General features: G+C 67.7%; 15 protein-coding genes and 2 rRNA genes. 13 read left to right on the top strand and 4 right to left on the bottom strand.

The window, feature by feature from the left end; translation table 11 throughout:
• The first annotated feature begins 19 nt into the window (after positions 1–19).
• Together A3Q40_RS17905 and rrf are read left to right on the top strand one after the other, a co-directional pair.
• Positions 20–3160, top strand: a 23S ribosomal RNA gene (locus A3Q40_RS17905).
• 83 nt (positions 3161–3243) lie between these two features.
• Positions 3244–3361: ribosomal RNA gene (gene rrf, locus A3Q40_RS17900) — 5S ribosomal RNA — on the top strand.
• Between the two features lie 109 nt (positions 3362–3470).
• On the opposite strand, the gene A3Q40_RS17895 is transcribed toward rrf, so the two are convergent.
• The 3 genes from A3Q40_RS17895 to A3Q40_RS17885 form a co-directional block, all read right to left on the bottom strand.
• The gene (locus tag A3Q40_RS17895; protein WP_235606353.1) at positions 3471–4019 is read right to left on the bottom strand and encodes a gluconokinase; all 549 of its coding nucleotides are present in this window, start codon (positions 4017–4019) and stop codon (positions 3471–3473) included.
• 1 nt (position 4020) lies between these two features.
• Complete coding sequence (locus A3Q40_RS17890) at positions 4021–5403, bottom strand: GntP family permease (RefSeq protein ID WP_068104261.1); 1383 nt, start codon at positions 5401–5403, stop codon at positions 4021–4023.
• A 131-nt stretch (positions 5404–5534) separates the two neighbouring features.
• Positions 5535–7217: an ABC-F family ATP-binding cassette domain-containing protein gene (locus A3Q40_RS17885; RefSeq protein ID WP_068104259.1), complete on the bottom strand. Its 1683-nt coding sequence runs from the start codon at positions 7215–7217 to the stop codon at positions 5535–5537.
• An 80-nt stretch (positions 7218–7297) separates the two neighbouring features.
• Here A3Q40_RS17885 and A3Q40_RS17880 point away from each other — a divergent pair, with 80 nt between their 5' ends.
• Complete coding sequence (locus A3Q40_RS17880) at positions 7298–8119, top strand: Cof-type HAD-IIB family hydrolase (protein WP_068104257.1); 822 nt, start codon at positions 7298–7300, stop codon at positions 8117–8119.
• A 7-nt stretch (positions 8120–8126) separates the two neighbouring features.
• On the opposite strand, the gene A3Q40_RS17875 is transcribed toward A3Q40_RS17880, so the two are convergent.
• Positions 8127–10172, bottom strand: a complete 2046-nt coding sequence (locus A3Q40_RS17875; protein ID WP_201133126.1) for an N-acetylmuramoyl-L-alanine amidase — start codon at positions 10170–10172, stop codon at positions 8127–8129.
• Positions 10173–10421: 249 nt separating this feature from the next.
• On the opposite strand from A3Q40_RS17875, the gene glf reads away from it, so the two are divergent.
• The 10 genes from glf (at position 10422) to A3Q40_RS17825 (ending at position 23114) form a co-directional block, all read left to right on the top strand.
• A complete protein-coding gene (gene glf, locus A3Q40_RS17870; RefSeq protein WP_068104254.1) occupies positions 10422–11633 on the top strand; it encodes a UDP-galactopyranose mutase in 1212 nt (403 codons plus the stop codon).
• On the top strand, positions 11630–13489 hold the full coding sequence (locus tag A3Q40_RS17865) for a glycosyltransferase (protein ID WP_068104252.1): 1860 nt from the start codon (positions 11630–11632) through the stop codon (positions 13487–13489). Before glf ends, A3Q40_RS17865 begins: the two co-directional genes overlap by 4 nt.
• Positions 13490–13517: 28 nt before the next feature.
• Positions 13518–14030 carry a phosphatase PAP2 family protein gene (locus tag A3Q40_RS17860; protein WP_068106589.1) on the top strand — a complete coding sequence of 171 codons (513 nt, stop codon included), beginning with the start codon at positions 13518–13520 and terminating at the stop codon, positions 14028–14030.
• Positions 14027–14932: a decaprenyl-phosphate phosphoribosyltransferase gene (locus A3Q40_RS17855; protein ID WP_068104250.1), complete on the top strand. Its 906-nt coding sequence runs from the start codon at positions 14027–14029 to the stop codon at positions 14930–14932. The genes A3Q40_RS17860 and A3Q40_RS17855 overlap by 4 nt, the downstream gene beginning before the upstream one ends.
• Positions 14910–16784 carry a flagellar motor control protein ZomB gene (gene zomB, locus A3Q40_RS17850; protein ID WP_068104248.1) on the top strand — a complete coding sequence of 625 codons (1875 nt, stop codon included), beginning with the start codon at positions 14910–14912 and terminating at the stop codon, positions 16782–16784. The genes A3Q40_RS17855 and zomB overlap by 23 nt, the downstream gene beginning before the upstream one ends.
• A 388-nt stretch (positions 16785–17172) precedes the next feature.
• Positions 17173–18126 (top strand): alpha/beta hydrolase, encoded by a 954-nt coding sequence (locus A3Q40_RS17845; protein WP_235606352.1) that lies wholly within the window; start codon positions 17173–17175, stop codon positions 18124–18126.
• A 243-nt stretch (positions 18127–18369) separates the two neighbouring features.
• Complete coding sequence (locus A3Q40_RS17840; RefSeq protein ID WP_068104246.1) at positions 18370–20235, top strand: alpha/beta hydrolase-fold protein; 1866 nt, start codon at positions 18370–18372, stop codon at positions 20233–20235.
• Positions 20236–20371: 136 nt separating this feature from the next.
• On the top strand, positions 20372–20911 hold the full coding sequence (locus A3Q40_RS17835) for a DUF732 domain-containing protein (RefSeq protein ID WP_068104244.1): 540 nt from the start codon (positions 20372–20374) through the stop codon (positions 20909–20911).
• Positions 20912–20965: 54 nt separating this feature from the next.
• Positions 20966–21904, top strand: coding sequence for a cutinase family protein (locus tag A3Q40_RS17830; RefSeq protein WP_068104242.1), 939 nt, complete (start codon positions 20966–20968; stop codon positions 21902–21904).
• Between the two features lie 220 nt (positions 21905–22124).
• Positions 22125–23114: an LLM class F420-dependent oxidoreductase gene (locus A3Q40_RS17825; protein WP_068104241.1), complete on the top strand. Its 990-nt coding sequence runs from the start codon at positions 22125–22127 to the stop codon at positions 23112–23114.
• Positions 23115–23268: the final 154 nt, after the last annotated feature.

The following is a 23268-nucleotide window of genomic DNA, read 5'->3' as shown; positions in this document are numbered from 1 at the left end:
GTGGACGCGAGCATCTTTGTTGTAAGTGTGTAAGAGCGTACGGTGGATGCCTTGGCACCAGGAGCCGATGAAGGACGTAGGAGGCTGCGATAAGCCTCGGGGAGCTGTCAACCGAGCTGAGATCCGAGGGTGTCCGAATGGGGAAACCCAGCACGAGTGATGTCGTGTTACCCGCATCTGAATATATAGGGTGTGTGGAGGGAACGTGGGGAAGTGAAACATCTCAGTACCCACAGGAAGAGAAAACAACAGTGATTCCGTCAGTAGTGGCGAGCGAACGCGGAAGAGGCCAAACCATGTGCATGTGATACCCGGCAGGGGTTGTGCGTGTGGGGTTGTGGGGTTTGTCTTGTCGATTCTGCCGGATCGGCCGACAGTGAGAAATCGTGTGGTTAGTCGAAGTGGTCTGGGATGGCCTGCCGTAGAGGGTGAGAGTCCTGTAGACGAAAACTGTGCGACTGTCGTGATGAATGCCCAAGTAGCAGCGGGCCCGTGAAATCTGCTGTGAATCTGTCGGGACCACCCGATAAGCCTGAATACTCCCTGGTGACCGATAGCGGACTAGTACCGTGAGGGAAAGGTGAAAAGTACCCCGGGAGGGGAGTGAAATAGTACCTGAAACCGTGCGCTTACAATCCGTCAGAGCCTGTGCACATTTCGGTGTGGTGGGTGATGGCGTGCCTTTTGAAGAATGAGCCTGCGAGTCAGTGGTATGTGGCGAGGTTAACCCGTGTGGGGTAGCCGTAGCGAAAGCGAGTCCGAATAGGGCGATCATCAGTCGCATGCTCTGGACCCGAAGCGGAGTGATCTACCCATGGCCAGGGTGAAGCGACGGTAAGACGTCGTGGAGGCCCGAACCCACTTAGGTTGAAAACTGAGGGGATGAGTTGTGGGTAGGGGTGAAAGGCCAATCAAACTCCGTGATAGCTGGTTCTCCCCGAAATGCATTTAGGTGCAGCGTCGCGTGTTTCATCCTGGAGGTAGAGCTACTGGATGGTCTAGGGGGCCCACAAGCTTACCGAAATCAGCCAAACTCCGAATGCCAGGATGTGAGAGCGCGGCAGTGAGACTGCGGGCGATAAGGTTCGTAGTCGAGAGGGAAACAGCCCAGATCGCCGGCTAAGGCCCCTAAGCGTGTACTAAGTGGAAAAGGATGTGAAGTCGCGAAGACAACCAGGAGGTTGGCTTAGAAGCAGCCACCCTTGAAAGAGTGCGTAATAGCTCACTGGTCAAGTGATTTTGCGCCGACAATGTAGCGGGGCTCAAGTACACCGCCGAAGCCGCGGCACTCACATGTATCCCGTCCATCGTCTGCGGATGGTGGGCCAGGTGTGTGGGTGGGTAGGGGAGCGTCGTGTGGCCGGGGAAGCGCCGGAGTGATCCAGGTGTGGAGGCCACGCGAGTGAGAATGCAGGCATGAGTAGCGAAAGACGAGTGAGAAACTCGTCCGCCGAATGACCAAGGGTTCCTGGGCCAGGTTAATCCGCCCAGGGTGAGTCGGGACCTAAGGCGAGGCCGACAGGCGTAGTCGATGGACAACGGGTTGATATTCCCGTACCCGTGTATCCGCGCCCATGACGAATCAGGAGTACTAACCGTCCAGATCTTCCGTGAGCACCTTCGGGTGCCTGGTGGAGTGATGCACGGGACCTTTCCTGGTAGTAGTCAAGCGATGGGGTGACGCAGGAAGGTAGCTGGGCCAGTCAGTGGTTGTACTGGTGTAAGCCTGTAGGGCGAACGGTAGGCAAATCCGCCGTTCACATGAGCCTGAGAGGTGATGCGTAGCCGAATGAGGCGAATTCAGTGATCCTATGCTGCCGAGAAAAGCCTCTAGTGAGTTGGTACACGGCCCGTACCCCAAACCGACACAGGTGGTCAGGTAGAGAATACCAAGGCGATCGAGAGAACTATGGTTAAGGAACTCGGCAAAATGCCCCCGTAACTTCGGGAGAAGGGGGACCCCTGCTGGTGACGGAGTTTTCCTCCCGAGCTGGTGTGGGTCGCAGAGACCAGTGAGAAGCGACTGTTTACTAAAAACACAGGTCCGTGCGAAGTCGTAAGACGATGTATACGGACTGACGCCTGCCCGGTGCTGGAAGGTTAAGAGGACCGGTCAGCCACCCTTGTGGTGGCGAAGCTGAGAATTTAAGCCCCAGTAAACGGCGGTGGTAACTATAACCATCCTAAGGTAGCGAAATTCCTTGTCGGGTAAGTTCCGACCTGCACGAATGGCGTAACGACTTCTCAGCTGTCTCAACCATAGACTCGGCGAAATTGCATTACGAGTAAAGATGCTCGTTACGCGCGGCAGGACGAAAAGACCCCGGGACCTTCACTACAGCTTGGTATTGGTGTTCGGTTCGGTTTGTGTAGGATAGGTGGGAGACTGTGAAGCATGCACGCCAGTGTGTGTGGAGTCGTTGTTGAAATACCACTCTGATCGTATTGGATACCTCAACCTCGGACCATGATCTGGTTCAGGGACAGTGCCTGGTGGGTAGTTTAACTGGGGCGGTTGCCTCCCAAAATGTAACGGAGGCGCCCAAAGGTTCCCTCAGCCTGGTTGGCAATCAGGTGTCGAGTGCAAGTGCACAAGGGAGCTTGACTGTGAGACTGACAGGTCGAGCAGGGACGAAAGTCGGGACTAGTGATCCGGCACCGGCAAGTGGAAGCGGTGTCGCTCAACGGATAAAAGGTACCCCGGGGATAACAGGCTGATCTTCCCCAAGAGTCCATATCGACGGGATGGTTTGGCACCTCGATGTCGGCTCGTCGCATCCTGGGGCTGGAGTAGGTCCCAAGGGTTGGGCTGTTCGCCCATTAAAGCGGCACGCGAGCTGGGTTTAGAACGTCGTGAGACAGTTCGGTCTCTATCCGCCGCGCGCGTGAAGAAACTTGAGGAAGGCTGTCCCTAGTACGAGAGGACCGGGACGGACGAACCTCTGGTGTGCCAGTTGTTCCACCAGGAGCACTGCTGGTTGGCTACGTTCGGAAGGGATAACCGCTGAAAGCATCTAAGCGGGAAGCCTGTTCCAAGATGAGGTTTCTCACCCCCCAGAGGGGGTAAGGCCCCCGGCAGACCACCGGGTTGATAGGCCAGAACTGGAAGCCCAGCAATGGGTGCAGGTGACTGGTACTAATAGGCCGAGGACTTACCACGAAGAAGCTACGCGTCCACTGTGCAGTATCTGAAACAACACACCGCCCCCATCAGCACGGGGGGATGTGACAGTTTCACAGAGTTACGGCGGCCATAGCGGAGCGGGAAACGCCCGGACCCATTCCGAACCCGGAAGCTAAGCCCTCCAGCGCCGATGGTACTGCACCCGACAGGGTGTGGGAGAGTAGGACACCGCCGAACAACCATTCCACGACACCCCCCGACCACCCGGTCGGGGGGTGTCGTGCTTTTCAGGCCCGGTCATCGAATTTGCTTGTCTCGCAGTGCCGATCGGCCGAAGGGGCCCACGTCAGCGCCGAACGCCCAGAGCTTCGAGCGCGGCCGCGACCACCGTGTCGATGCCGTCCACGTCCTGAATGCCGGCGCCGTGCTCGCCGGTCTGAAGCTCTTCGAGCGTGTCGAACTGCGACTGCAGCAGCGACGGCGGCATGAAGTGCTTGCGACGGGTCATCCGCGTCAACAGCGTGTCGTAATCCGCCTGCAGATGAAGAAAGAACAGGTCCGGAAATCCGGTGCGCAACTGATTCCGGTACGTCACCCGCAACGCCGAGCACGCGGTGACCGAGGTTCCCCCCGCATCGGCGATCCGCCGGATTTCGTCGGCGATCGCGGCGAGCCAGGGAGCCCGATCCTCGTCGGTCAGCGGATGGCCGGCCGACATCTTGTCGATGTTGGTCTTCGGGTGCAGGGCGTCACCCTCGACGAAGGTCGCTCCCAGCTCGGCGGCGACGCGCTTCCCCACCGTGGTCTTCCCGGTGCCCGACACCCCCATCACGACGATGTGGCGAGGTGGGCCGGTCGAGGCGTCCGTGTCGGCGGCGCCGGTATCGGTGATCACCTCAGAACACTACCCAGAGCAGTGCAGCGAGCAGGAAGACGGCGAGACCGAGGGTGGTCTCCAACACCGTCCACGTCTTCAGGGTGGTCTTGACGTCCATGCCGAAGAATCGGCCGACCAGCCAGAAGCCGGAATCGTTGACGTGGGACAACACGGTCGAGCCTGCGGCGATGGCGAACACCAGCAGGGCAACGTGGAAATCGTCGAGTTCCTGCGCTGCGACCTGCGCCGACACCAGGCCCGCCGTGGTGGTGAGCGCCACCGTCGCGCTTCCCTGCGCCACGCGGAGAGCCGTCGCGATGAGGAAGGCCTGGACGATGAGCGAGAAGCCGAGTCCCGACAGGGACTCCGTCAGCGACGTTCCGATGCCGCTGGCGCGGAGCACGCCGCCGAACATGCCGCCGGCCCCGGTGATGAGGATGATCGCGCAGATCGGGCCCAGCGCGTCGTCCATGAGCGCCGTGGCTCGCTGCATGGAGAACCGGCCGGGTGCGAGCACCACAAGTGACAACAGCACGGTGAGCAGAAGAGCCACCGGAGTCTGACCGAGGAGAACGAGCGCGTCCGCCCAGGCCGCGTCCTCGGGGACCGTGCCGGACGTCTGCAGGGTCGAGATCCCGGTGTTCAAGCAGATCAGGATGAGGGGGAACAGCAGCAGACCCAGGACGGCCACGAACTTCGGGGGATCCGCGGCGATGCGATCGTCGCCGTCCGACGCGTCCCCGAACATCGCGGCGGGCGAGGTGACGATGCGTCGACCGAGTCGGGTACCGACAAGGTAGGCGCCGACGAACCAAGCGACGACGGCCACCGGGACGCCGACGATCAGGGTGAGTCCGATGTCGCCACCCATCAGGTCGGCCGCGGCGACGGGTCCGGGATGCGGCGGCACGATGGCGTGCATGGCGGCGAACGCGCCGGCCGTGGGCAGCGCGTACAGCAACACCGAGCCCCCGAACTGCCGCGCCACAGAGAAGATGATGGGCAGGAAGATGACCAGTCCGGCGTCGAAGAAGATGGGGAAGCCGAAGATCAGGGCTGCGATACCGAGCGCCAGCGGCGCTCGCTTCTCGCCGAAGCGCGCGATCAGGGTGTTCGCGAGTACCTGTGCGCCGCCGGTCTTCTCGAGCAAGCGCCCCAGCATGACGCCGAGGGCGACCAGCAACGCCACGCTGCCGAGCGTGCCGCCGAATCCGGCCAGCAGGGTGTCCGGGACATCGGCGAGCGGAATACCGGCCGCGACGGCCGTGACCATGCTGACGAGCACGAGGGCGAGGAACGGGTGCAGTCGCACCTTCATGATGAGGACGAGCAATACGGCGACGGCGACGGCCGCGACGGTCAGCAGGTACGCGGTTCCGTACGCCGGTTCCATGATGTCCACGCGGTCACTCCTCTCCTCGGTGTGACCCGACCCTAAGGTCCGGTGGTCGGCACCCGAGTCGAACGCACGGGCACCGTGTCCCAATCGTCACGTTCCGTCCGCCCAGCGGAACGGAAGGACCCACCGGCGACCTACCGTTGCCGTTGCACTCGCGCCTCCTCCCACACCGGCTCGTCCGACTCGGTGACACGTCCGTCCGAGCGGAACACGAGGAACCGGTCGAAGCTCCGGGCGAACCACCGATCGTGCGTCACCGCGATCACGGTGCCGTCGAACGCGGCGATGGCATCCTGAAGCGAGTCCGCCGACTCCAGGTCCAGGTTGTCGGTCGGCTCGTCGAGCAGAAGCAGGGTCGCCCCGGACAGCTCCAGCAGCAGGATCTGCAGGCGTGCCTGCTGGCCGCCGGACAGGTCGTCGTACTTCTGCTCGGCCTGTCGCGACAGCCCGTAGCGATCGAGCGCGCGCGACGCCGCTTCCCGTCCCATCCCCGGCCGATGCGCGGTTCCGAGATGAAGGATCTCGAGCAGGGTCGCCCCCTCGAGGTCCGGTCGGGTGTGGGTCTGCGCGAACAGACCGGGCCGCACCCGAGAACCGAGGACGGCGGTGCCGGTGTGCGAGACGGCCGCGAGGTCGAGCTCGTCGACCGGACGGTGCTCGGGTGCGGGATCCGATCCCCCGCCGGCCAGGAGACGCAGGAAGTGCGACTTGCCCGATCCGTTCGAGCCCAGCACCGCGACGCGGTCGCCGTACCAGATCTCGGTGTCGAACGGCGCCATCAGGCCCGTCAGCTCGAGCCCGGTGCAGACGACGGCCCGCTTGGCGGTGCGCCCACCCGTCAGGCGCACGGACACGTTCTGCCGCAACGGAACCGCCTCCGGTGGGCCGGCCTCCTCGAACTTCGCGAGCCTGGTTCGCGCCGCCTGGTACCGCGAGGCGACACCGTCGTTGAACTTCGCCTTCTCGCGCAGCCGGAGCACGAGTGCCTGCAGTTTGGCGCGCTCCTCGTCCCACCGTGCGCGGAGTTCGTCGAGACGCTCGGTGCGTCGGATTCGCGCATCGGCGTAGGTGCCGAACCCGCCGCCGTGCACCCACGCCGACGCCCCGGCCGCACCCGGCTCGAGCGTGACCACGCGAGTCGCCGCATGGGACAACAACTCTCGGTCGTGACTGATGAACAGGATCGACTTGTCGGACGCGGCGATGGTGCGTTCGAGCCACCGCTTGCCCGGCACGTCCAGATAGTTGTCGGGCTCGTCGAGCAACAGCAGTCGGTCGGACCCGGCGAACAAAGCCTCGAGCACGAGCCGCTTCTGCTCGCCGCCGCTGAGCGACGCGGCCGCCCGCCACTTCGCGCGGTCGTAGGGCATGCCGAGAGCGGCCGTGGTGACCTCGTCCCAGAAGGGCTCGAGGTCGTAGCCGCCGGCGTCACCCCAGTCGGACAGGGCTGTGGCATAGGCCATCTGGGTGCGTTCGTCGTCCCGCTCGATCATGGCGTTCTCCGCGTCGTCGAGGGCGCGTGCGGCGGTCCGTACCCCGGGGGCGCACACGGAGAGCAGGAGATCGCGGACCGTCGTCTCGTCTCGGACCTTGCCCACGAACTGGCGCATCACCGCGAGCGAGCCCGATCGCGTCACCGTCCCGGAATCGGGCTCGATCTCCCCCGCGACAAGTCGTGTGACGGTGGTCTTTCCGGCTCCGTTGGGACCGATCAGGGCGGTCTTCGCGCCGTCTCCCACCCGGAACGAGACACCGTTCAGGAGCGGCCGACCGTCGGGAAGCGCGAGGTCGACGTCGACCAGTTCGAGATGAGCCACGGGCGATCAGCGTACGGCGGCACCCCGGCAGGAGTCACCCGATATTCGGGCGCGTCGGTGCGGTCGGGCAGACTCGAACGATGCAGCCCAACCGACCGCGCCTCGTCGCCTCCGACGTCGACGGAACGCTTCTCGACCGGCACGAGCGCGTCAGTGCCCGCACCCGCGACGCCGTCCACGCGGTCGTGGCGGCGGGAGACGTGTTCGTCCTCGCGACCGGTCGACCGCCGCGGTGGATCACCCCCGTCGTCGAGCAGCTGGGCCTGGCTCCGCGGGCGGTGTGCGCGAACGGTGCGGTGCTCTACGACAGCGAGGCCGACCGGGTGATCTCCGCCCGGACGCTCGGGGTCACGGCACTGGCGGAGATCGCCGCCGTCGTCGGGGACCTGCTGCCCGGATGCGGTCTCGCGGTGGAGCGCGTGGGCGAATCCGCACACGATTCCGCGACGCCGCAGTTCGTCAGCGAGCCCGGCTACGAGCACGCCTGGCTCAATCCCGACAACACCGAGACCTCGGCCGAGGACGTGCTGTCGGCGCCGGCGGTGAAGCTCCTGGTTCGCCAGTCGTCGATGACGAGCGGGGCGATGGCGGCGGCGATCACCACGCACGTCGAGCATCTGGCCGACGTCACGTTCTCCACCGACAACGGGCTGATCGAACTCAGCGCGCCCGGGGTGTCGAAGGCGTCGGGATTGCTCGAGGTGGGCCGGACGCTGGGCATCGAGGCGTCGGAGATGGTGGCGTTCGGAGACATGCCCAACGACGTTCCGATGCTGACGGCCGTCGGCCACGGCGTCGCGATGGGCAATGCCCATCCGGATGCGATCGCCGCGGCCGACGAGGTCACCGCGACCAACGTCGACGACGGGGTGGCCCGCGTCGTCGAACGTTGGTGGGGATGAGGCCGGGTCAGCCCACCGGGGCCGGCTCGGGGGCCGGGGCGGCCTCCGGTGCGGGAGCTGCCTCCGGAGCGGGAGCTGCCTCGGGTGCCGGAGCCGCCGGGGCGCCGGCGTTCATCTCCGTCGTGTAGGTGTCGACGAACGTCTTCATCACCGTCGTCACGATGCCGGTGACCTGATCGAAGATCAGCGAGCCGTTGGTGAAGTCGGTCTGCTTTCCACCGGGGATGTCGTACTCGTCGGTGGTGGGCAGGCCGAGCGAACCGGACTCCGAGCCCTGCGCGACGAACTGCTGGTAGATCTTGCCCAGCACCGAGACCACCTGGCCGGTCGGCGTCGTGTAGATCGAGCCGTTGACGAAGTCCGCCTTCTCGAGTCCGTCGGCGATGGGCAGAAGCCCGGTCAGCGCGGCGCCGAGGCGTCCGCTCTCGCCGCCCTCGGCGACCCACTTCTGGACCACCGGGTTCTGCACGCCCATGCGCAGGAGGTCGGACACCAGGCCGCGCAGGGCGGCGCTGCTGTCCCGGCCGGAGGCGTCGGTGCTCGGCGGCGCGGGGACGGTGCCGCCGCCGACGACGGTGTCGGGCGAGGTGACGGGGGATGTCGTCGTGCCGCCCCCGAGGTTGGCGGCCGCGATGGTGCGGATGTCGCCCAGCCGGGCGTAGGCGGCGTCACCCGGGCATTCGGTGTTGCCGACGTCGCGGTGCGCGAAGATCACCGGCAGATCGATGGCGTTGCCCTGCGGGACGAAGGTGTACTGCGTGCCCTCGGAGTACATCGTCGTCCGACCCATCGGGTCGAGGCCGGCCTTGCCGAGCCGCCAGCCGAGGAACCGCCCGGCCGCGTCGATGGACTCCTGCGTCGGGGCGACGCGGCTGTAGTCGCCCATCAGCGCGAGACCCATGGTGTTCTCGTTGAACCCGCCCGCGTGGGCACCCTCGACGTTGCGGTCGAGTCCGCCGGCGCGCCCCTCGAAAATCTGGCCGTACTTGTCGACCAGCACGTTGTAGCCGATGTCGCACCACCCCAACGTCTTCGCGTGGTAGGCGTAGATCGCGCGGACGATGCCCGCGGATTCCTGGCGGGTGTAGTCGTTGCTGCCGGCGGTGTGATGAATGGTCGCGCCGCCCAACGAGTCGTCGTAGGTGGGGCTGCCGCAGCGAATCGACTCGTCGGCTCCCCACTGGGCGCGGGAGATGACCGCGGGGCCGGATCCGGCGAGCGGCGTCGCGATGTCCGTCAGCGTCGCGTCGGCGGCCGACGTCCCCGGGGTGATGAGGACGGCTGCCGCGTCGGCGAGAGTCTGTGCGGACTGGTCGGCCGGCTGCGTCCGCAGGGGGCTCGACGACGACGCGGGGATGTAGCCGAGGTCTGCGGCGGGCCGAGCGGGCTCGGCGGGAGCGGGCACGGGGTCTGCGGGCGCGGGAGCCGGCGGCACCGGGAAAGCGGGATCGGCCGGATTCGCGGCCGGGGTGGGCACCGTGGGGGTGAGCAGGAACTGCACGCGCTTCGTCTCGCCGACGTAGATCGGCTCCGTGCCCGCGGCGGCGGTGGGGACGTCGGAATCGGAGCGGCCGGTGTCGATGGGCTGCGTCTCGTTCCACGGACCCCACGAGCCGTCCTCGAGCTGGGCGCGCACGCGAGCGACGGCGTTGCCGAGCTGCTCGGCGGTGAGCGCGACCATGCTGAACGGGGTGTCCTGCGCGACTTCCTTGACCACGGCCCCGTTGGCCGGGATCTCCACGGCCCCTGCGACGTCGCCCGGTGCGAGCGGGGCCGGAGCGACGGGCGCGGTGAGGCCGGGAATGGCCGGGATCTCGAGGTTGTCCGGGATCGGCAGGTCGCGTAGCGAGCCGAGGTCGATGTCGGGCAGCGGGAGACCGGTGAGCTCCTCGAGCGGAATGACGATGTCGGGCGCGCTGGCCAGCGCGAGCTTGGCGATCTGTGTGGGGACCACGACGGCCGAATCGGTGGCGGTCTGCACGTCGGTGTGTTGCTGCCGCACGAGATGGACGGCAACGGGGGTGGTCACCGCCAGCGCGGCGACGACACCCATGACGAGCGCGGGCTTCGGGCGACGGTGCACTGCTGTACTCCCCTGGTAGACGTCGCTGCGCACCGGTCATCGCTGTCACGGATGTGACGGAAGTGGCTTCTGGTGCGCAACATGCGTCACAGTAACCACAGAACCGTCAACCATCAACCTCTACTAGAGGGTTCGGCCAGGTGTTCGAACGACGCTCTCCCGCGCGGCCGAACTGCGCGTTGCGGCTCCACTACAGGGCGTCGGATACCCTGATCACCCGTGACCGATTCTTCGCACGGCCGGTACGACCTCATCGTTGTCGGGTCCGGCTTCTACGGCTTGACCATCGCCGAGCGAAGCGCCACCGAACTGGGCAAGCGCGTGCTCGTTCTCGACCGGCGCTCGCACCTCGGCGGCAACGCGTACTCCGAACCCGAGCCCGAGACGGGCATCGAGGTGCACAAGTACGGCGCGCACCTGTTCCACACCTCGAACACGAAGGTGTGGGAGTACGTCAACAGGTTCACCGACTTCACCGACTACCAGCACCGGGTGTTCGCACTGCACCAGGGCCAGGCCTACCAGTTCCCGATGGGCCTCGGGTTGGTGTCGCAGTTCTTCGGCCGTTACTTCACGCCGGCGGAGGCGCGAGCGCTGATCGAGGAGCAGTCCAGCGAGATCTCGGTCGACGACGCGGCCAACCTCGAGGAGAAGGCGATCGCACTGATCGGCCGACCGCTCTACGAGGCGTTCGTCCGCGACTACACCGCCAAGCAGTGGCAGACGGACCCCAAGGATCTGCCCGCGGGCAACATCACGCGGCTGCCCGTGCGCTACACCTTCGACAACCGGTACTTCAACGACACGTACGAGGGTCTGCCGGTCGACGGCTACACGGCGTGGCTCGAGAACATGGCGTCGCACGAGCTCGTCGAGGTGCGCCTGGACACCGACTGGTTCGACGTGCGGGACGCCCTGCGTGCGGAGAGCCCGTCGGCGCCCGTCGTCTACACCGGCCCGCTGGACCGCTACTTCGACTACGCGGAGGGCGAATTGGGGTGGCGCACGCTCGATTTCGAGACCGAGGTGCTGCCGACGGGTGATTTCCAGGGCACGCCGGTCATGAACTACAACGACGCGGACGTTCCGTTCACTCGCATCCACGAGTTCCGGCACTTCCACCCCGAGCGGTCCTACCCCGCGGACAAGACGGTGATCATGCGCGAGTACTCGCGGTTCGCCGAGTCCGGTGACGAGCCCTACTACCCGATCAACACGCCCGACGATCGCAGCAAGCTCACCGCGTACCGCGAGCGGGCCAAGCGCGAGACGGCGGAGAACCGGGTGATCTTCGGCGGTCGCCTGGGCACCTACCAGTACCTCGACATGCACATGGCCATCGCCAGCGCGCTGACCACCTTCGAGAACACATTGCGTCCGCACCTCGAGTCCGGCGCCCCGCTGGGGGCGACGGCGGACGGCGCGTCGTGACCGATCGCGCACTGCTGCACCGGATCCTGCTGCCGCGGGCCGGGGAACCGCTCGACGTGCGATCGCTCTACACCGACGAGGCCGTCACCAACCCCCGTCGGGCACACTCGCTCTCACGGACCTCGGTGGCCATCGGCGCCGAGTCCGAGGTGTCCTTCGGCACCTACTTCAACGCGTTCCCGGCCGGCTACTGGCGACGGTGGAGCGTGCTCACCTCCGTCGTGCTGCGGGTGGAACTGGCCGGCGAGTGCCGGATCGACGTCTACCGCTCGAAGGCCGACGGCTCTCGTATCCACGTCGACGGCGCCGCCACCGACGGCGCGACCGCGCTCGAGTTCGAGATCGACCTGGGGCCGTTCGAGGACGGCGGATGGATCTGGTTCGACGTCACCACCTACGACGACGTGCGCGTCGACGCCGCCGGGTGGTACGCGACGGTGCCCGCACCGGGAGCCGGCCGTGTCGCCGTCGGGATCCCGACGTTCAACCGTCCCGCCGACTGCGTCGCCGCCCTGGCCGCGATCGCGTCCGACCCACTGGTAATGGACGTCGTCGACGCGGTGATCGTGCCGGACCAGGGCACGCGCAAGGTGCGCGATCGGCCCGACTTCGACGACGTGGCCGCGCACTTCGGTGACCGCCTCCGCATCCACGACCAGGCCAATCTCGGCGGGTCCGGCGGATACAGCCGCATCATGTACGAGGCGCTGACCACGACCGACGCCGATCACATCCTGTTCATGGACGACGACATCGAGATCGAGCCCGACTCGATCCTGCGGGCACTCGCCCTGGCGCGCTTCGCCACCGTGCCGACCCTCGTCGGCGGGCAGATGCTCAACCTGCAGGCGCGCAGCCACCTGCACGTCATGGGCGAGCGCATCGACCGGTCCCGTTTCATGTGGGGCGGCGCCGACAACGTCGAGTACGACCATGATTTCGCCGAGAAGCCGCTGCGTGAGTCGGCGCTCCTGCATCGCCGCATCGACGTCGACTACAACGGCTGGTGGATGTGCCTCATCCCGCGCGTCGTCGCGGAGACCATCGGGCAACCGCTGCCGCTGTTCATCAAGTGGGACGACGCCGAGTACGGCCTGCGTGCTCGCGCGGCCGGCTTCCCCACGGTGACGCTGCCCGGTGCCGCCATCTGGCACATGGCGTGGAGCGACAAGGACGACGCCATCGACTGGCAGGCGTACTTCCACCTGCGCAACCGGTTGGTCGTCGCCGCCCTGCACTCGCCGGAGTCCGCGCGCGGACTGGTCCTCGACACCCTCAAGGCGACCACGAAGCACCTGCTGTGCTTGGAGTACTCCACCGTCGCGATCCAGAACATGGCCGTCCGCGATTTCCTGGCCGGGCCCGACCATCTGGTGGACATCCTGCCGACCGCACTCGGCGACGTGCACCGCGCGCGACGGGAGTACCCGGACGCCGTGGTGCTGCCGTCGTCGACGGCGCTGCCGCCCGCGAGCGGTGCCGACGTGCCCGACGTGAGCATGCCCGTCGGCGCGGTCGCGAAGGTCTCTCGACTCGCCCGCGGCCTGGTCCACGGCCTGCGCCCGGCCAAGGACGGGCATCACGAGACGCCCCAGCTGAACGTGCCGACCATGGATTCGCGCTGGTTCCTGCTCTCGCAGGTCGACGGCGTCACGGTCACCACCGCGGACGGCCGCGGAGTGGTCTACCGCAAGCGGGATCGGGCCGTCGCCGCGACGTTGGGCCGCGAGGCGCTCGCGCTGCGCCGGGAGCTGCTCCGCCGCTTCCCCGAGGTGTCGGAGCAGTATCGTCGCGCCGTCCCCGAACTGACCAGCAAGGAGCGGTGGGAACGTGTCTTCTCTACCCCGGTCGGCTGACGACGCGGCCGGCTCGCCACAGGTGACGCTGCCGACTCCGAACGCCGACGTCCGCACGCTGCTCGCGGTCCAGCGGACCGTCGGCGCGCTGCCGGGCGCCGTGCGCACCGCGCGCGGTCTGTCGCATCTCGGCGAACACGCTCTCGGCTGGATAGCCGTCGGCGGTCTCGGCGCGGCACTCGACCGGTCCCGACGCCCGCAGTGGACGACCGTCGTCGTCGGGGCCGTCGGAGCGCACGCGGCCTCCATCGCGGTCAAGCGTGTCGTACGGCGTCGCCGGCCGACGCATCCCGACGTCCGGATTGGCGTCGGCGTCCCGAGCAAGTTCAGTTTCCCGTCGTCGCACGCGACGTCGACGACGGCGGCCGCGGTGCTGATCGGGCGAGCCTCCGGGCTCCCGGTCGCCCCGGTTCTGGTGCCCACCATGCTGCTCTCGCGGCTGGTCCTGGGCGTGCACTACCCGTCCGACGTACTCAGCGGTGCCGCTCTCGGCGCCGTGAGCGCAGCGGTCGCGGTTCGACTCGAGAAGGCGGCGTCATGAGCGAGGAACCCACCGAGGTCGGCCGCCCGCCGGCGAATCTGGCGGCCGGCATCGTCAAGGCGGTGCGGCCCCGTCAGTGGGTGAAGAACGTCCTGGTGCTGGCGGCACCGCTGGCCGCGGGGTCGGTCACCGAGGGGTCGGTGCTGGTGCCCGTCGCCCTCGCGTTCGTGGTGTTCTGCATGGCGGCGTCGGGCATCTACCTGGTCAACGACGCGATGGACGTCGAGGCCGACCGCGCTCACCCGACCAAGCGTTTCCGGCCGATCGCGGCCGGTGTCCTGCCGGTACAGCTGGCCTACGCCATGGCGGTCGTGCTGCTCGGCGGGTCGATCGCGCTGTCGTTCCTTGCCAACTGGAACCTCGCCGTGGTGATGGCCGTCTACATCGGGGTGCAGCTCGCGTACTGCTTCGGGCTCAAGCACCAGGCCGTGCTCGACATCTGCATCGTCTCGTCGGGCTTCCTGCTGCGGGCGATCGCCGGCGGTGTGGCCGCGGACATCCCGCTCTCGCAGTGGTTCCTGCTCATCATGGCTTTCGGGTCGCTGTTCATGGCGGCCGGCAAGCGCTACGCCGAACTGCAGCTCGCCGAACGCACCGGCGCCAAGATCCGCCGGTCGCTCGAGAACTACACCACCACCTACCTGCGCTTCGTCTGGACGCTGAGCGCCACCGCCGTCGTGATCTGCTACGGGCTGTGGGCCTTCGACCAGGACGCGAAGAACGACAGCACCCTGTTCGCCATCTCGATGGTTCCGTTCACCGTCGCTATCCTTCGATACGCCGTCGACGTCGACGGCGGTGAAGCCGGCGAGCCCGAGGAGATCGCCCTCGGCGATCGAGTGCTCCAGTTGCTCGCCATCGCGTGGATCGGAGTGGTGGGTGTCGCTGTCTACCTCGCCTAGGGGGACGACGCACACGGAGTCGGCCGACCCCGACGAGACCTCGGGGCCGCGCTGGGCGCGCGTCATCGGGTTCGTCGGCGTGCTGGTCGTCGGCGTCGTGGCGTTCCTCGGTGCGTGGGAGCGACGCTGGATCGCCGACGACGGTCTGATCGTGCTGCGGACCGTGCGCAACCTGCTGGCCGGCAACGGACCGGTCTTCAACGCGGGCGAGCGGGTCGAGGCGAACACCAGCACCGCGTGGACCTACGTGGTGTGGTTCTTCTCCTGGCTCACCGACGTGCGCCTCGAGTACGTGGTGTTGAGCATCGCCCTGGTGTTGACCACGGCCGCGGTGGTCGTCGCGATGCTCGGCACCATGCGGTTGTACACCGGTCGCGCGGTGGTGCTGCTGCCCGCCGGCGCCGTCGTCTACATCGCGGTTCCCCCGGCTCGCGACTTCGCGACGTCGGGACTCGAGACGTGCCTGGTGATCTTCTGGATCGCCGTGCTGTGGTGGGCGATGCTGCGGTGGGCGGACCGGTCCACTCGGCCCGGCCTCGGGTCGGTGCTGTTCCTGGCCTTTTGGGGCGGACTGTCGCCGCTGGTGCGTCCGGAGTTGGTCTTGGTCGGTGCGCTCGCGCTGCTCATGGTGGTCGCGGTGCCGCAGTCGTGGGCGCGGCGCGCGGCGATCGTGGTGGTCGCCGGGGCGACGCCGGTCGGCTACCAGATCTGGCGCATGGGCTACTACGCGCTGCCGTACCCCAACACGGCGGTCTCGAAGGACGCCGGCGGCGCCAAGTGGGACCAGGGGCTGACCTACCTCGGCAATCTGGTGGGGCCGTATGCGCTGTGGGTGCCGTTGCTCCTCGTCGGCGTGGCCGCCGCGGTGTGGGCGATCGTCGTACCGCGCTCGGGCGTGCGCTCCGACCGTGTGCGCGGTCTCGAGCGGCTGCGGACGCCCTCGGCGGTGGTGGCGTTCGCGCTGTTCTCCGGTCTGCTGTCGGTGGTCTACGCCGTGCGGGTGGGGGGCGACTTCATGCACGGGCGGACGTTGCTGCCGGCGCTGTTCCTGCTTCTGCTGCCCGTGGCGGTCATTCCCGTCCCGTTGCGCCGCGGCCCGATCGCGCTGGTGAGCGCCCTACTCGTGTGGGTGGGCGTGCTGGTGTGGGCCGTGGCCGCGGCGTTCACGGTGGCCATGCCGCAGGGCACCCAGGTCGGCCGCAGCGGGATCGTCGACGAGCGTGCTTTCTACTCCGTCAACACCGGGCATCGGCATCCGATCCTGGCAAGCGACTACCTCGACTACCCGCGCATGCGAGCGATGGTCGAGGCGATCGAGCGCACGCCCGACGGCGGCCTGTTGTTGCCGTCGGCGCAGTTCACCAGCTGGGACGTGGTGCCGCCGCCGCTGCCGATCCCCGAGGGCGGGGCCGAGCACGTGGTGTTCTTCCTCAACCTGGGCATGACGAGCATGAACGTCGGACTCGACGTGCGCGTGCTCGACCAGATGGGGTTGGCGTACCCGTTGGCGGCGCACACCGAGCGGCTCGAGAACGGCCGGATCGGCCACGACAAGAACCTGTTCCCGGACTGGGTGGTCGCCGACACGGGGATGGTCGACGTGCACCCCTTCCTGCCCTTCTACCTCGACGAGGACTGGGTCGCGCAGGCGAAGGTCGCGCTGACCTGTCCGGACACCGAGGCGCTGCTGACGTCCTACCGCTCGGAGCTGACGCGCGCGCGGTTCGTGCAGAACCTCAAGCACGCGTTCGACTTCGCGGCCTACCGGATCGATCGGGTGCCGAAGTACGAGATCGAGCGGTGCGGCCTGACCCCGCCGCCCGAGCGCACGCCGACCGGGCCGACGTCGTGAGTGAGATCTACGTCACACACGGCGTGTCGCGTGGTGCTGTTTCGCCGTCGACCGTGCGATGTCATGACGCGACCGGCTGGAATCTTGCATCTCGGTTGTGTAACGCTGTCATCGTCGCGGGGGATATGCAGAGATGATGTGCGTCGACGTGCGAACGCGCCCACCGGGTGACGTGCGCGCAGTGGACGAAACCGAGGGACGGCGTTCGTGAAGCGAAACGGGAACGTCGCCCGATCGAACGGAACGAAGCGGTGTGGCCGACCGGCCGCACGTGTGATGGTGAGAGGCCGAATGTATGCGTGACGGGTTCGTGACCGAAGCCGCTGGTGATGCCAGCGCTCAGCCGCGAAAGGCAACTCGCCTTCGCACCCCCCGAGTCGGCCGCCGTATGCGTCGTGCCGTCGTCTCCCTGGTGATGGCCGCGGCCGTGCCGCTCGGCCTGGCCGTGGTCGGCACCGGTCCGGTCGCGAACGCCGAGGTGCGCGCCGGATTCGACTTCGTGGCCAACTCAGACATGGGTCCGATCAAAAGCCGCATCTGGCGTGCCGCCGACGGCAACACCAGCAAGGTCGTCTACCTGCTGGACGGTCTGCGGGCGACCAACGACATCAGCGGCTGGGAGCACGAGACCAACGCCGGCTCGTTCCTCTCGGACAACAACATCAACGTTGTTCAGCCGGTCGGCGGTGAGTCCAGCTTCTACTCGGACTGGTACGCCCCCTCGAACTTCAACGGGCAGCGCACCACGTACAAGTGGGAGACGTTCCTGACGCAGCAGCTGCCGAACGAGCTGGGCAACCGGCTCGGCTTCTCCCGCACCCGCAACGGCGTCGTCGGCCTGTCGATGGGCGGCTCCGCCGCACTGACGCTGGCGGCCTACCACCCGAACCAGTTCAGCTACGCCGGATCGCTGTCCGGCTACCTGAACATCTCGGCTCCGGGCATGCGTGAGGCGATCCGCGTGGCCATGCTCGACGCCGGCCGTTACAACGTCGACTCCATGTGGGGACCGCCCTGGGATCCGGCGTGGCTGCGCAACGACCCGTTCGTCTTCGCCCCGCGTCTGCGTGACAACGGCACCCGCGTGTGGGTCTCGGCCGCCAGCGGTCTGCCCGGCGTCTACGACCGCCCGGCCTCGCTGCTCGACTACTACAACACCGCCAACGGCATGGGCCTCGAGGCTCTGGCTCTGGCCAACAGCCGCGCATTCCAGGTGCGGATGGCGTCCATCGGCGCGAACAACGTGACCTACAGCTTCCCGGGTCAGGGCACGCACCGGTGGGGCTACTGGTTCGACCAGATCGTGCAGATGATGCCCGATCTGCGGGCCAACATCGGCTGACCCGAGTCCCGAACGGAACTCCGACGAACGACCCCGACACCGCGGTGTCGGGGTCGTTCGTCTGTCCGGACCCCGTCACCGAGTAACATTCGCACCATCCGTCACAGCGAGCCTCTCGGGGAAGAGGCCGCGCGACGTGTAGAAATCGGAACTACCGACCACGCCGACGGCGCTGTTGTTCCCGGGTCCCCCGGGATCCGAGCCCGCCGTCCGCGTTGCCACCCGAGGAAGCGAGAGAGCCCCATGCGTGTACCGAGGACGACCGGCCGACGCCGACTGCGAATGTCCGCGGTCGCTCTGGCGCTGGTGCTGCCGCTCGTCGGCGGCGCGACCACGACCGCCCTCGCGGTGCCCGCAGCCGCCGCGCCGGTGCAGGCCGCACCCGTGCGGGCGCAGAACGACGCCGGCGCGTCCGTCGCTCGCGTCGACTGGCTCACCGATCGCCGCGTCGCGGTGTGGGTGAACTCGCCGTCCATGGGTGTGCCGATCCAGGTCCAGATCCTGCTCGCGCGGGACTGGAACCGCAGCCCGGGGGCGTCGTTCCCCACGCTGTGGCTGCTCGACGGCATGCGCGCGACCGACGTCGAGAACGGCTGGACCGCCGAGACCGACGCCGAGACGTGGTTCGCGGACAAGAACGTCAACGTGGTCCTGCCGGTCGGCGGCCAGTCCAGCTTCTACTCCGACTGGGTCGAGCAGAACAACGGACGCAACTACAAGTGGGAGACCTTCCTGACCAAGGAGCTCCCCCCGATCCTCGAGCGCGACTGGCGGTCGACGGACGTCCGCGCCGTCGCCGGACTGTCGATGGGCGGCACCGCGGCCATGACGCTGGCCGCGCGCAACCCCGGCTTCTTCCGGTTCGCGGGCTCGTTCTCCGGCATCCTCTCGACCTCGACGCTCGGTATGCCGCAGGCGATCGGTTACGCGATGCAGGACGCCGGCGGCTTCGACGTCGGGTCGATGTGGGGCGTGCCGTCGGGCGACCTGTGGGCCCAGCACGATCCGTACGTCCTCGCCGAGAAGTTGAAGGGCACCAGCCTCTACGTCTCCAGCGGCAGCGGCGCCGCCGGACCGTACGACCAGCCGTCCGACATCCCCGGCATCAGCACCAACTACGCCGGCATGGGTCTCGAGATCCTCTCGCGACTGACCTCCCAGACCTTCGCCACCAAGCTGACGAAGCTGGGCATCCCGGCCACCATCAACTATCGGCCGTCCGGCGTGCACGCGTGGAGCTACTGGCAGTTCGAGGTCAAGCAGGCCTGGCCGCAGATCGCCACCGCGCTGGGCGTCGAGGCGGACAAGCCCGCCTGCTCGGTCGGCGGCGCGATCGGGGGCGCGGCCAGCGCCAACGGGTGGCTCGGTGACTGCCTGACGGCGGAGTACGACGTCCCCGGCGGGCGCGCGCAGGACTTCCGCGTCGGGCGCATCTTCACCTCCGACAGCGGGACGCACGTGGTGGCCGGTGCCATCGGCGGCGCGTACTCCGGACTCGGCGGACCGGCCGGCGTGCTCGGCATGCCGACCTCCGGCGAACTGGGCGTGCCGGACGGCCGCGGACGCTACAACTCCTTCCGCAACGGAATGGTCTACTGGACGCCGCAGACCGGCGCGCACGCCGTCCGCGGCGCGATCCTCGACGAATGGGCGCGTCAGGGCTACGAGCGCGGACCGCTCGGGTACCAGCTGCGCGACGAGGTCGCGACCCCCAACCGCCCGGGTGCGGTGCAGGGCTTCGAGATCGGCGCCATGTACTTCTCGCCGGACACCGGCACGCATGCGGTGCTCGGGACGATCATGGAGAAGTACGGCCAGACCGGGTGGGAGAACGGGCCTCTCGGCTTCGCGCGCACCAACGAGATCGCCGTGCGCGACAACGGCCGCTTCACCCAGTTCGAGGGCGGCAACATCTACTGGTCGCCGGCCACCGGTGCCTGGGTGATCCGCAACGGACCGATCTTCGACGCGTGGAAGAGCGTGGGCTACGAGAACGGGCGGCTGGGGTACGTGACCAGTGACGAGTTCCCGATTCCCGGGGGCGTTCAGCAGAACTTCCAGAACGGCTTCGTCACCGTGCGCGACGGCAACGTCCAGATCGTTCCCTGACGCGCGACCGATCGGGGCGACGACGACCGTCGGTAGTCGACAGTGGTTGTCGGAGAGAGAGCACAGAGTTCTCTCAGCCCCGGTCGGTAGCGTGTGCTGCGCTCGGCACCCGTCTCGACCCGAAGAGGACCCGCACGTGACATCGAGAGTCGTTTCCTTCCTTGCGCCCGTCCTGCTGGCGACGGCCGCCGGGGCACTGCTGACCGCCTGTGGCGGCGACGACTCGTCGGCCAGCAGTACCCCCACGCCGTCCGCGTCGACGACCGCCGAGGCGACCAGCGAGGCGCCCTCGACCGGCCCGACCAGCTCGAGCAGCGCCGCGACCACCACCTCCGGTGCCGCCTCGTCCGGCGCGGCCGCCGAGGAGCAGGAGGCCGTGCCCAGCGGTTACCCGGGCCCCACCGAGGTTCCGCGCGACCCACGCTCCGACGCGTTCCTCGACCGCCTGCGTGCGGACGGCGTGACCGTCGCGGGCAACGGCGACATCGCGATCGGCACCGCCAACTACATCTGCGCGGCGCAGAGCGAGGGCGTCGCCGCGGATCAGATCTCGACCTTCGTCACCGCCAACGTCGGCGCCGAGGCGTCGGCCAGCGGCACCGAGATCAGTGCCGAGGACGCCGCCGCCACCGCGCAGAAGTACATCGACGCGGCGCGGTCGACCTACTGCGGGTAGACGGACGTGTCGTCACGAGGGCGGGGCGACGCCCGCCGCCGATCACCGCTCCGGATGCTGGCCGTCGTGGTTGCGATCGTCCTGGTGGTGCTGCTGGTCGTCCTGCTGCTCTGGTACCTGCTCGCCGGCCGGCTGACCACGCCGGACCGTGGTCGTCCGGGAGAGCCCGACGCCGCACCGCCCACCTCGCAGCCGGCGTCGTGTCCCGACGTGATGGTCCTGTCGGTCCCCGGGACCTGGGAATCCAACGCGGGCGACGACCCCTACGCACCCACTGCCAACCCGGCGTCGTTGATGCTGAAGGTGACGTCCGAACTGCAGAACCGCTTCCCGCCGAACCGGGCCGAGGTCTACACCGTCCCGTACGTCGCCCAGTTCTCCAATCCCATCGCCTTCCCGCCGGACGGGCAGGCGTCGTACAACGTCAGTCGTTCGGAGGGTGCAGCCCGGGCCAACGACGTTCTGGCGCAGCGCTACTCGGACTGCCCGCTGACGTCGTACGTGCTCGCCGGGTTCTCGCAGGGTGCGGTGATCGTCGGCGACCTCGCCGCGGCGATCGGGGCCGGCGACGGCCCGGTGCCGGCCGACCGCGTCCTCGGCGTCACGCTCATCGCCGACGGGCGACGGGACGGTGTCAGTGCCCAGCAGGTCGGTCCACCCGTCGACGGAGTCGGTGCGGAGGTCGCCCTCGGCGGTCTCGACGTCCCCGGCATCACGATGACGGGAGAGCGGCGCGGTGGCTTCGGGGCCCTGGCCGATCGGACCTACAGCATCTGCGCGCCCGGCGACCTCATCTGCGCCGCGCCGCCGCAGGCGATGTCGCTGCGCAACATCCCGTCGTCGCTCGGTGCCCTCGCGGGGGCGGCCGGCAACCCCGTCCACGGGAGCTACGCGTCGTACGTCGTGGACGACGCCGGTACGACGGCGGTCGAATGGACACGCGACTGGGCTGCCGGGCTGATCGACTCGGCGCCGACACCGGCCCATTCGTGAGGTGGCACGCGATCCGCGTGTGACGGACTGGCGTGAGGACAAGGTCTCCCGCACCGTCGTGTGTGCGTGTCACAGGCGCTTTTGGTCTCGAGCCGGTAACGGCTAGAGTGGCTCCTCGGTTCTCGCCCCGGTGTCCTCGGCCGTTCGGCGGGACTGTCGCGAGGACCACCGCGAGACCCTGCCCGAGCGCCCCGACCGTCAGCACAGGAGACACGACTCGATGACAGCTGCCGCTGCGCCTGTGCGCCCGTTCCGCTTCGCAGCCGGCGGGGAAGGCAACCCGGACGAGGGCGGCGCGCGTCGCTTCGTGAAGCTGGCGCAGAAGGCCGAGGAACTCGGCTACGACAGCTTCATGATCCCCGATCACCTGGGCAATCAGGTGGGCCCGATCGCCGCGCTCGGTGCGCTGGCGGTGGCCACCGACAAGATCCGGCTCGGAACGGCGGTGTTGGCCAACGGCTTCCGCCATCCGGCGGTCCTGGCCAAGGACGCCACCACCATCGATCAGATCTCGGGCGGTCGGCTCGAGTTCGGTATCGGCGCGGGCTGGATGAAAGAGGAATACGACAAGGCGGGCATCGCCTACGAGAGCCCGGGTGTCCGCATCGAGAAGCTCGACGAGTCGCTCACCATTCTCGACGTGCTGCTGCGGGGTCAGGAGTGCACCTTCGAGGGCAAGCACTACCAGGTCCGAGGGTTGCAGGGCAGCCCGCGTCCGCGGCAGGGCCCGCGTCCGCCCATCGCCGTCGGCGGCGGCGGACCGCGCATGCTCGCTCTGGCGGCCAAGCACGCCGACATCATCTCGCTGGTGCCCAGCACCACCAAGGAGGGCAAGCTCAAGCTCTCCGAGATCACGATGGAGAAGAGCATCGAGCGGGTCGAGGTCATCCGCCGCGCCGCAGGCGACCGCTTCGCTGACATCGAGCTGAACTGGACGATCACGACCATTCTGATCTCGGACGACCGGGAACAGACGGCGGAGATGGTGCTCGGTGCACTCGACAATGGTTTCCCGCCCAACATGGACGTCGACGTCAAGCTGACCGTCGAGGACGTCCTGCGCTCGCCCTACATCGCGATCGGGTCGTTCGAGGAGATCGCCGAGCAGGTGCGCGGGGTCCGTGCCGCCACCGGCATGTCCTACGTCGGCGTCTTCCCCACTCAGATGGAAGCGTTCGCGCCGGTCATTCCGCTGCTGGCGGGGGAATGACATGGACGCACGGTCTGTACCCTATCGTCGGCTGCGTCGACAATTGTCGGGCGCCGATTGTCGGCATTCCCACCCCAGTACGACCACGCGCGACGCGCTCGCTCGGCGGCGCCACGTGGACACGGTGTGGCAGCGCCACGGACACACGGTGCTC

Source organism: Rhodococcus sp. PBTS 1 (genome assembly GCF_001620025.1).
In the GTDB taxonomy this organism is placed as follows: domain Bacteria; phylum Actinomycetota; class Actinomycetes; order Mycobacteriales; family Mycobacteriaceae; genus Rhodococcoides; species Rhodococcoides kroppenstedtii.
This window is presented reverse-complemented; position numbering and strand designations above follow the sequence as displayed.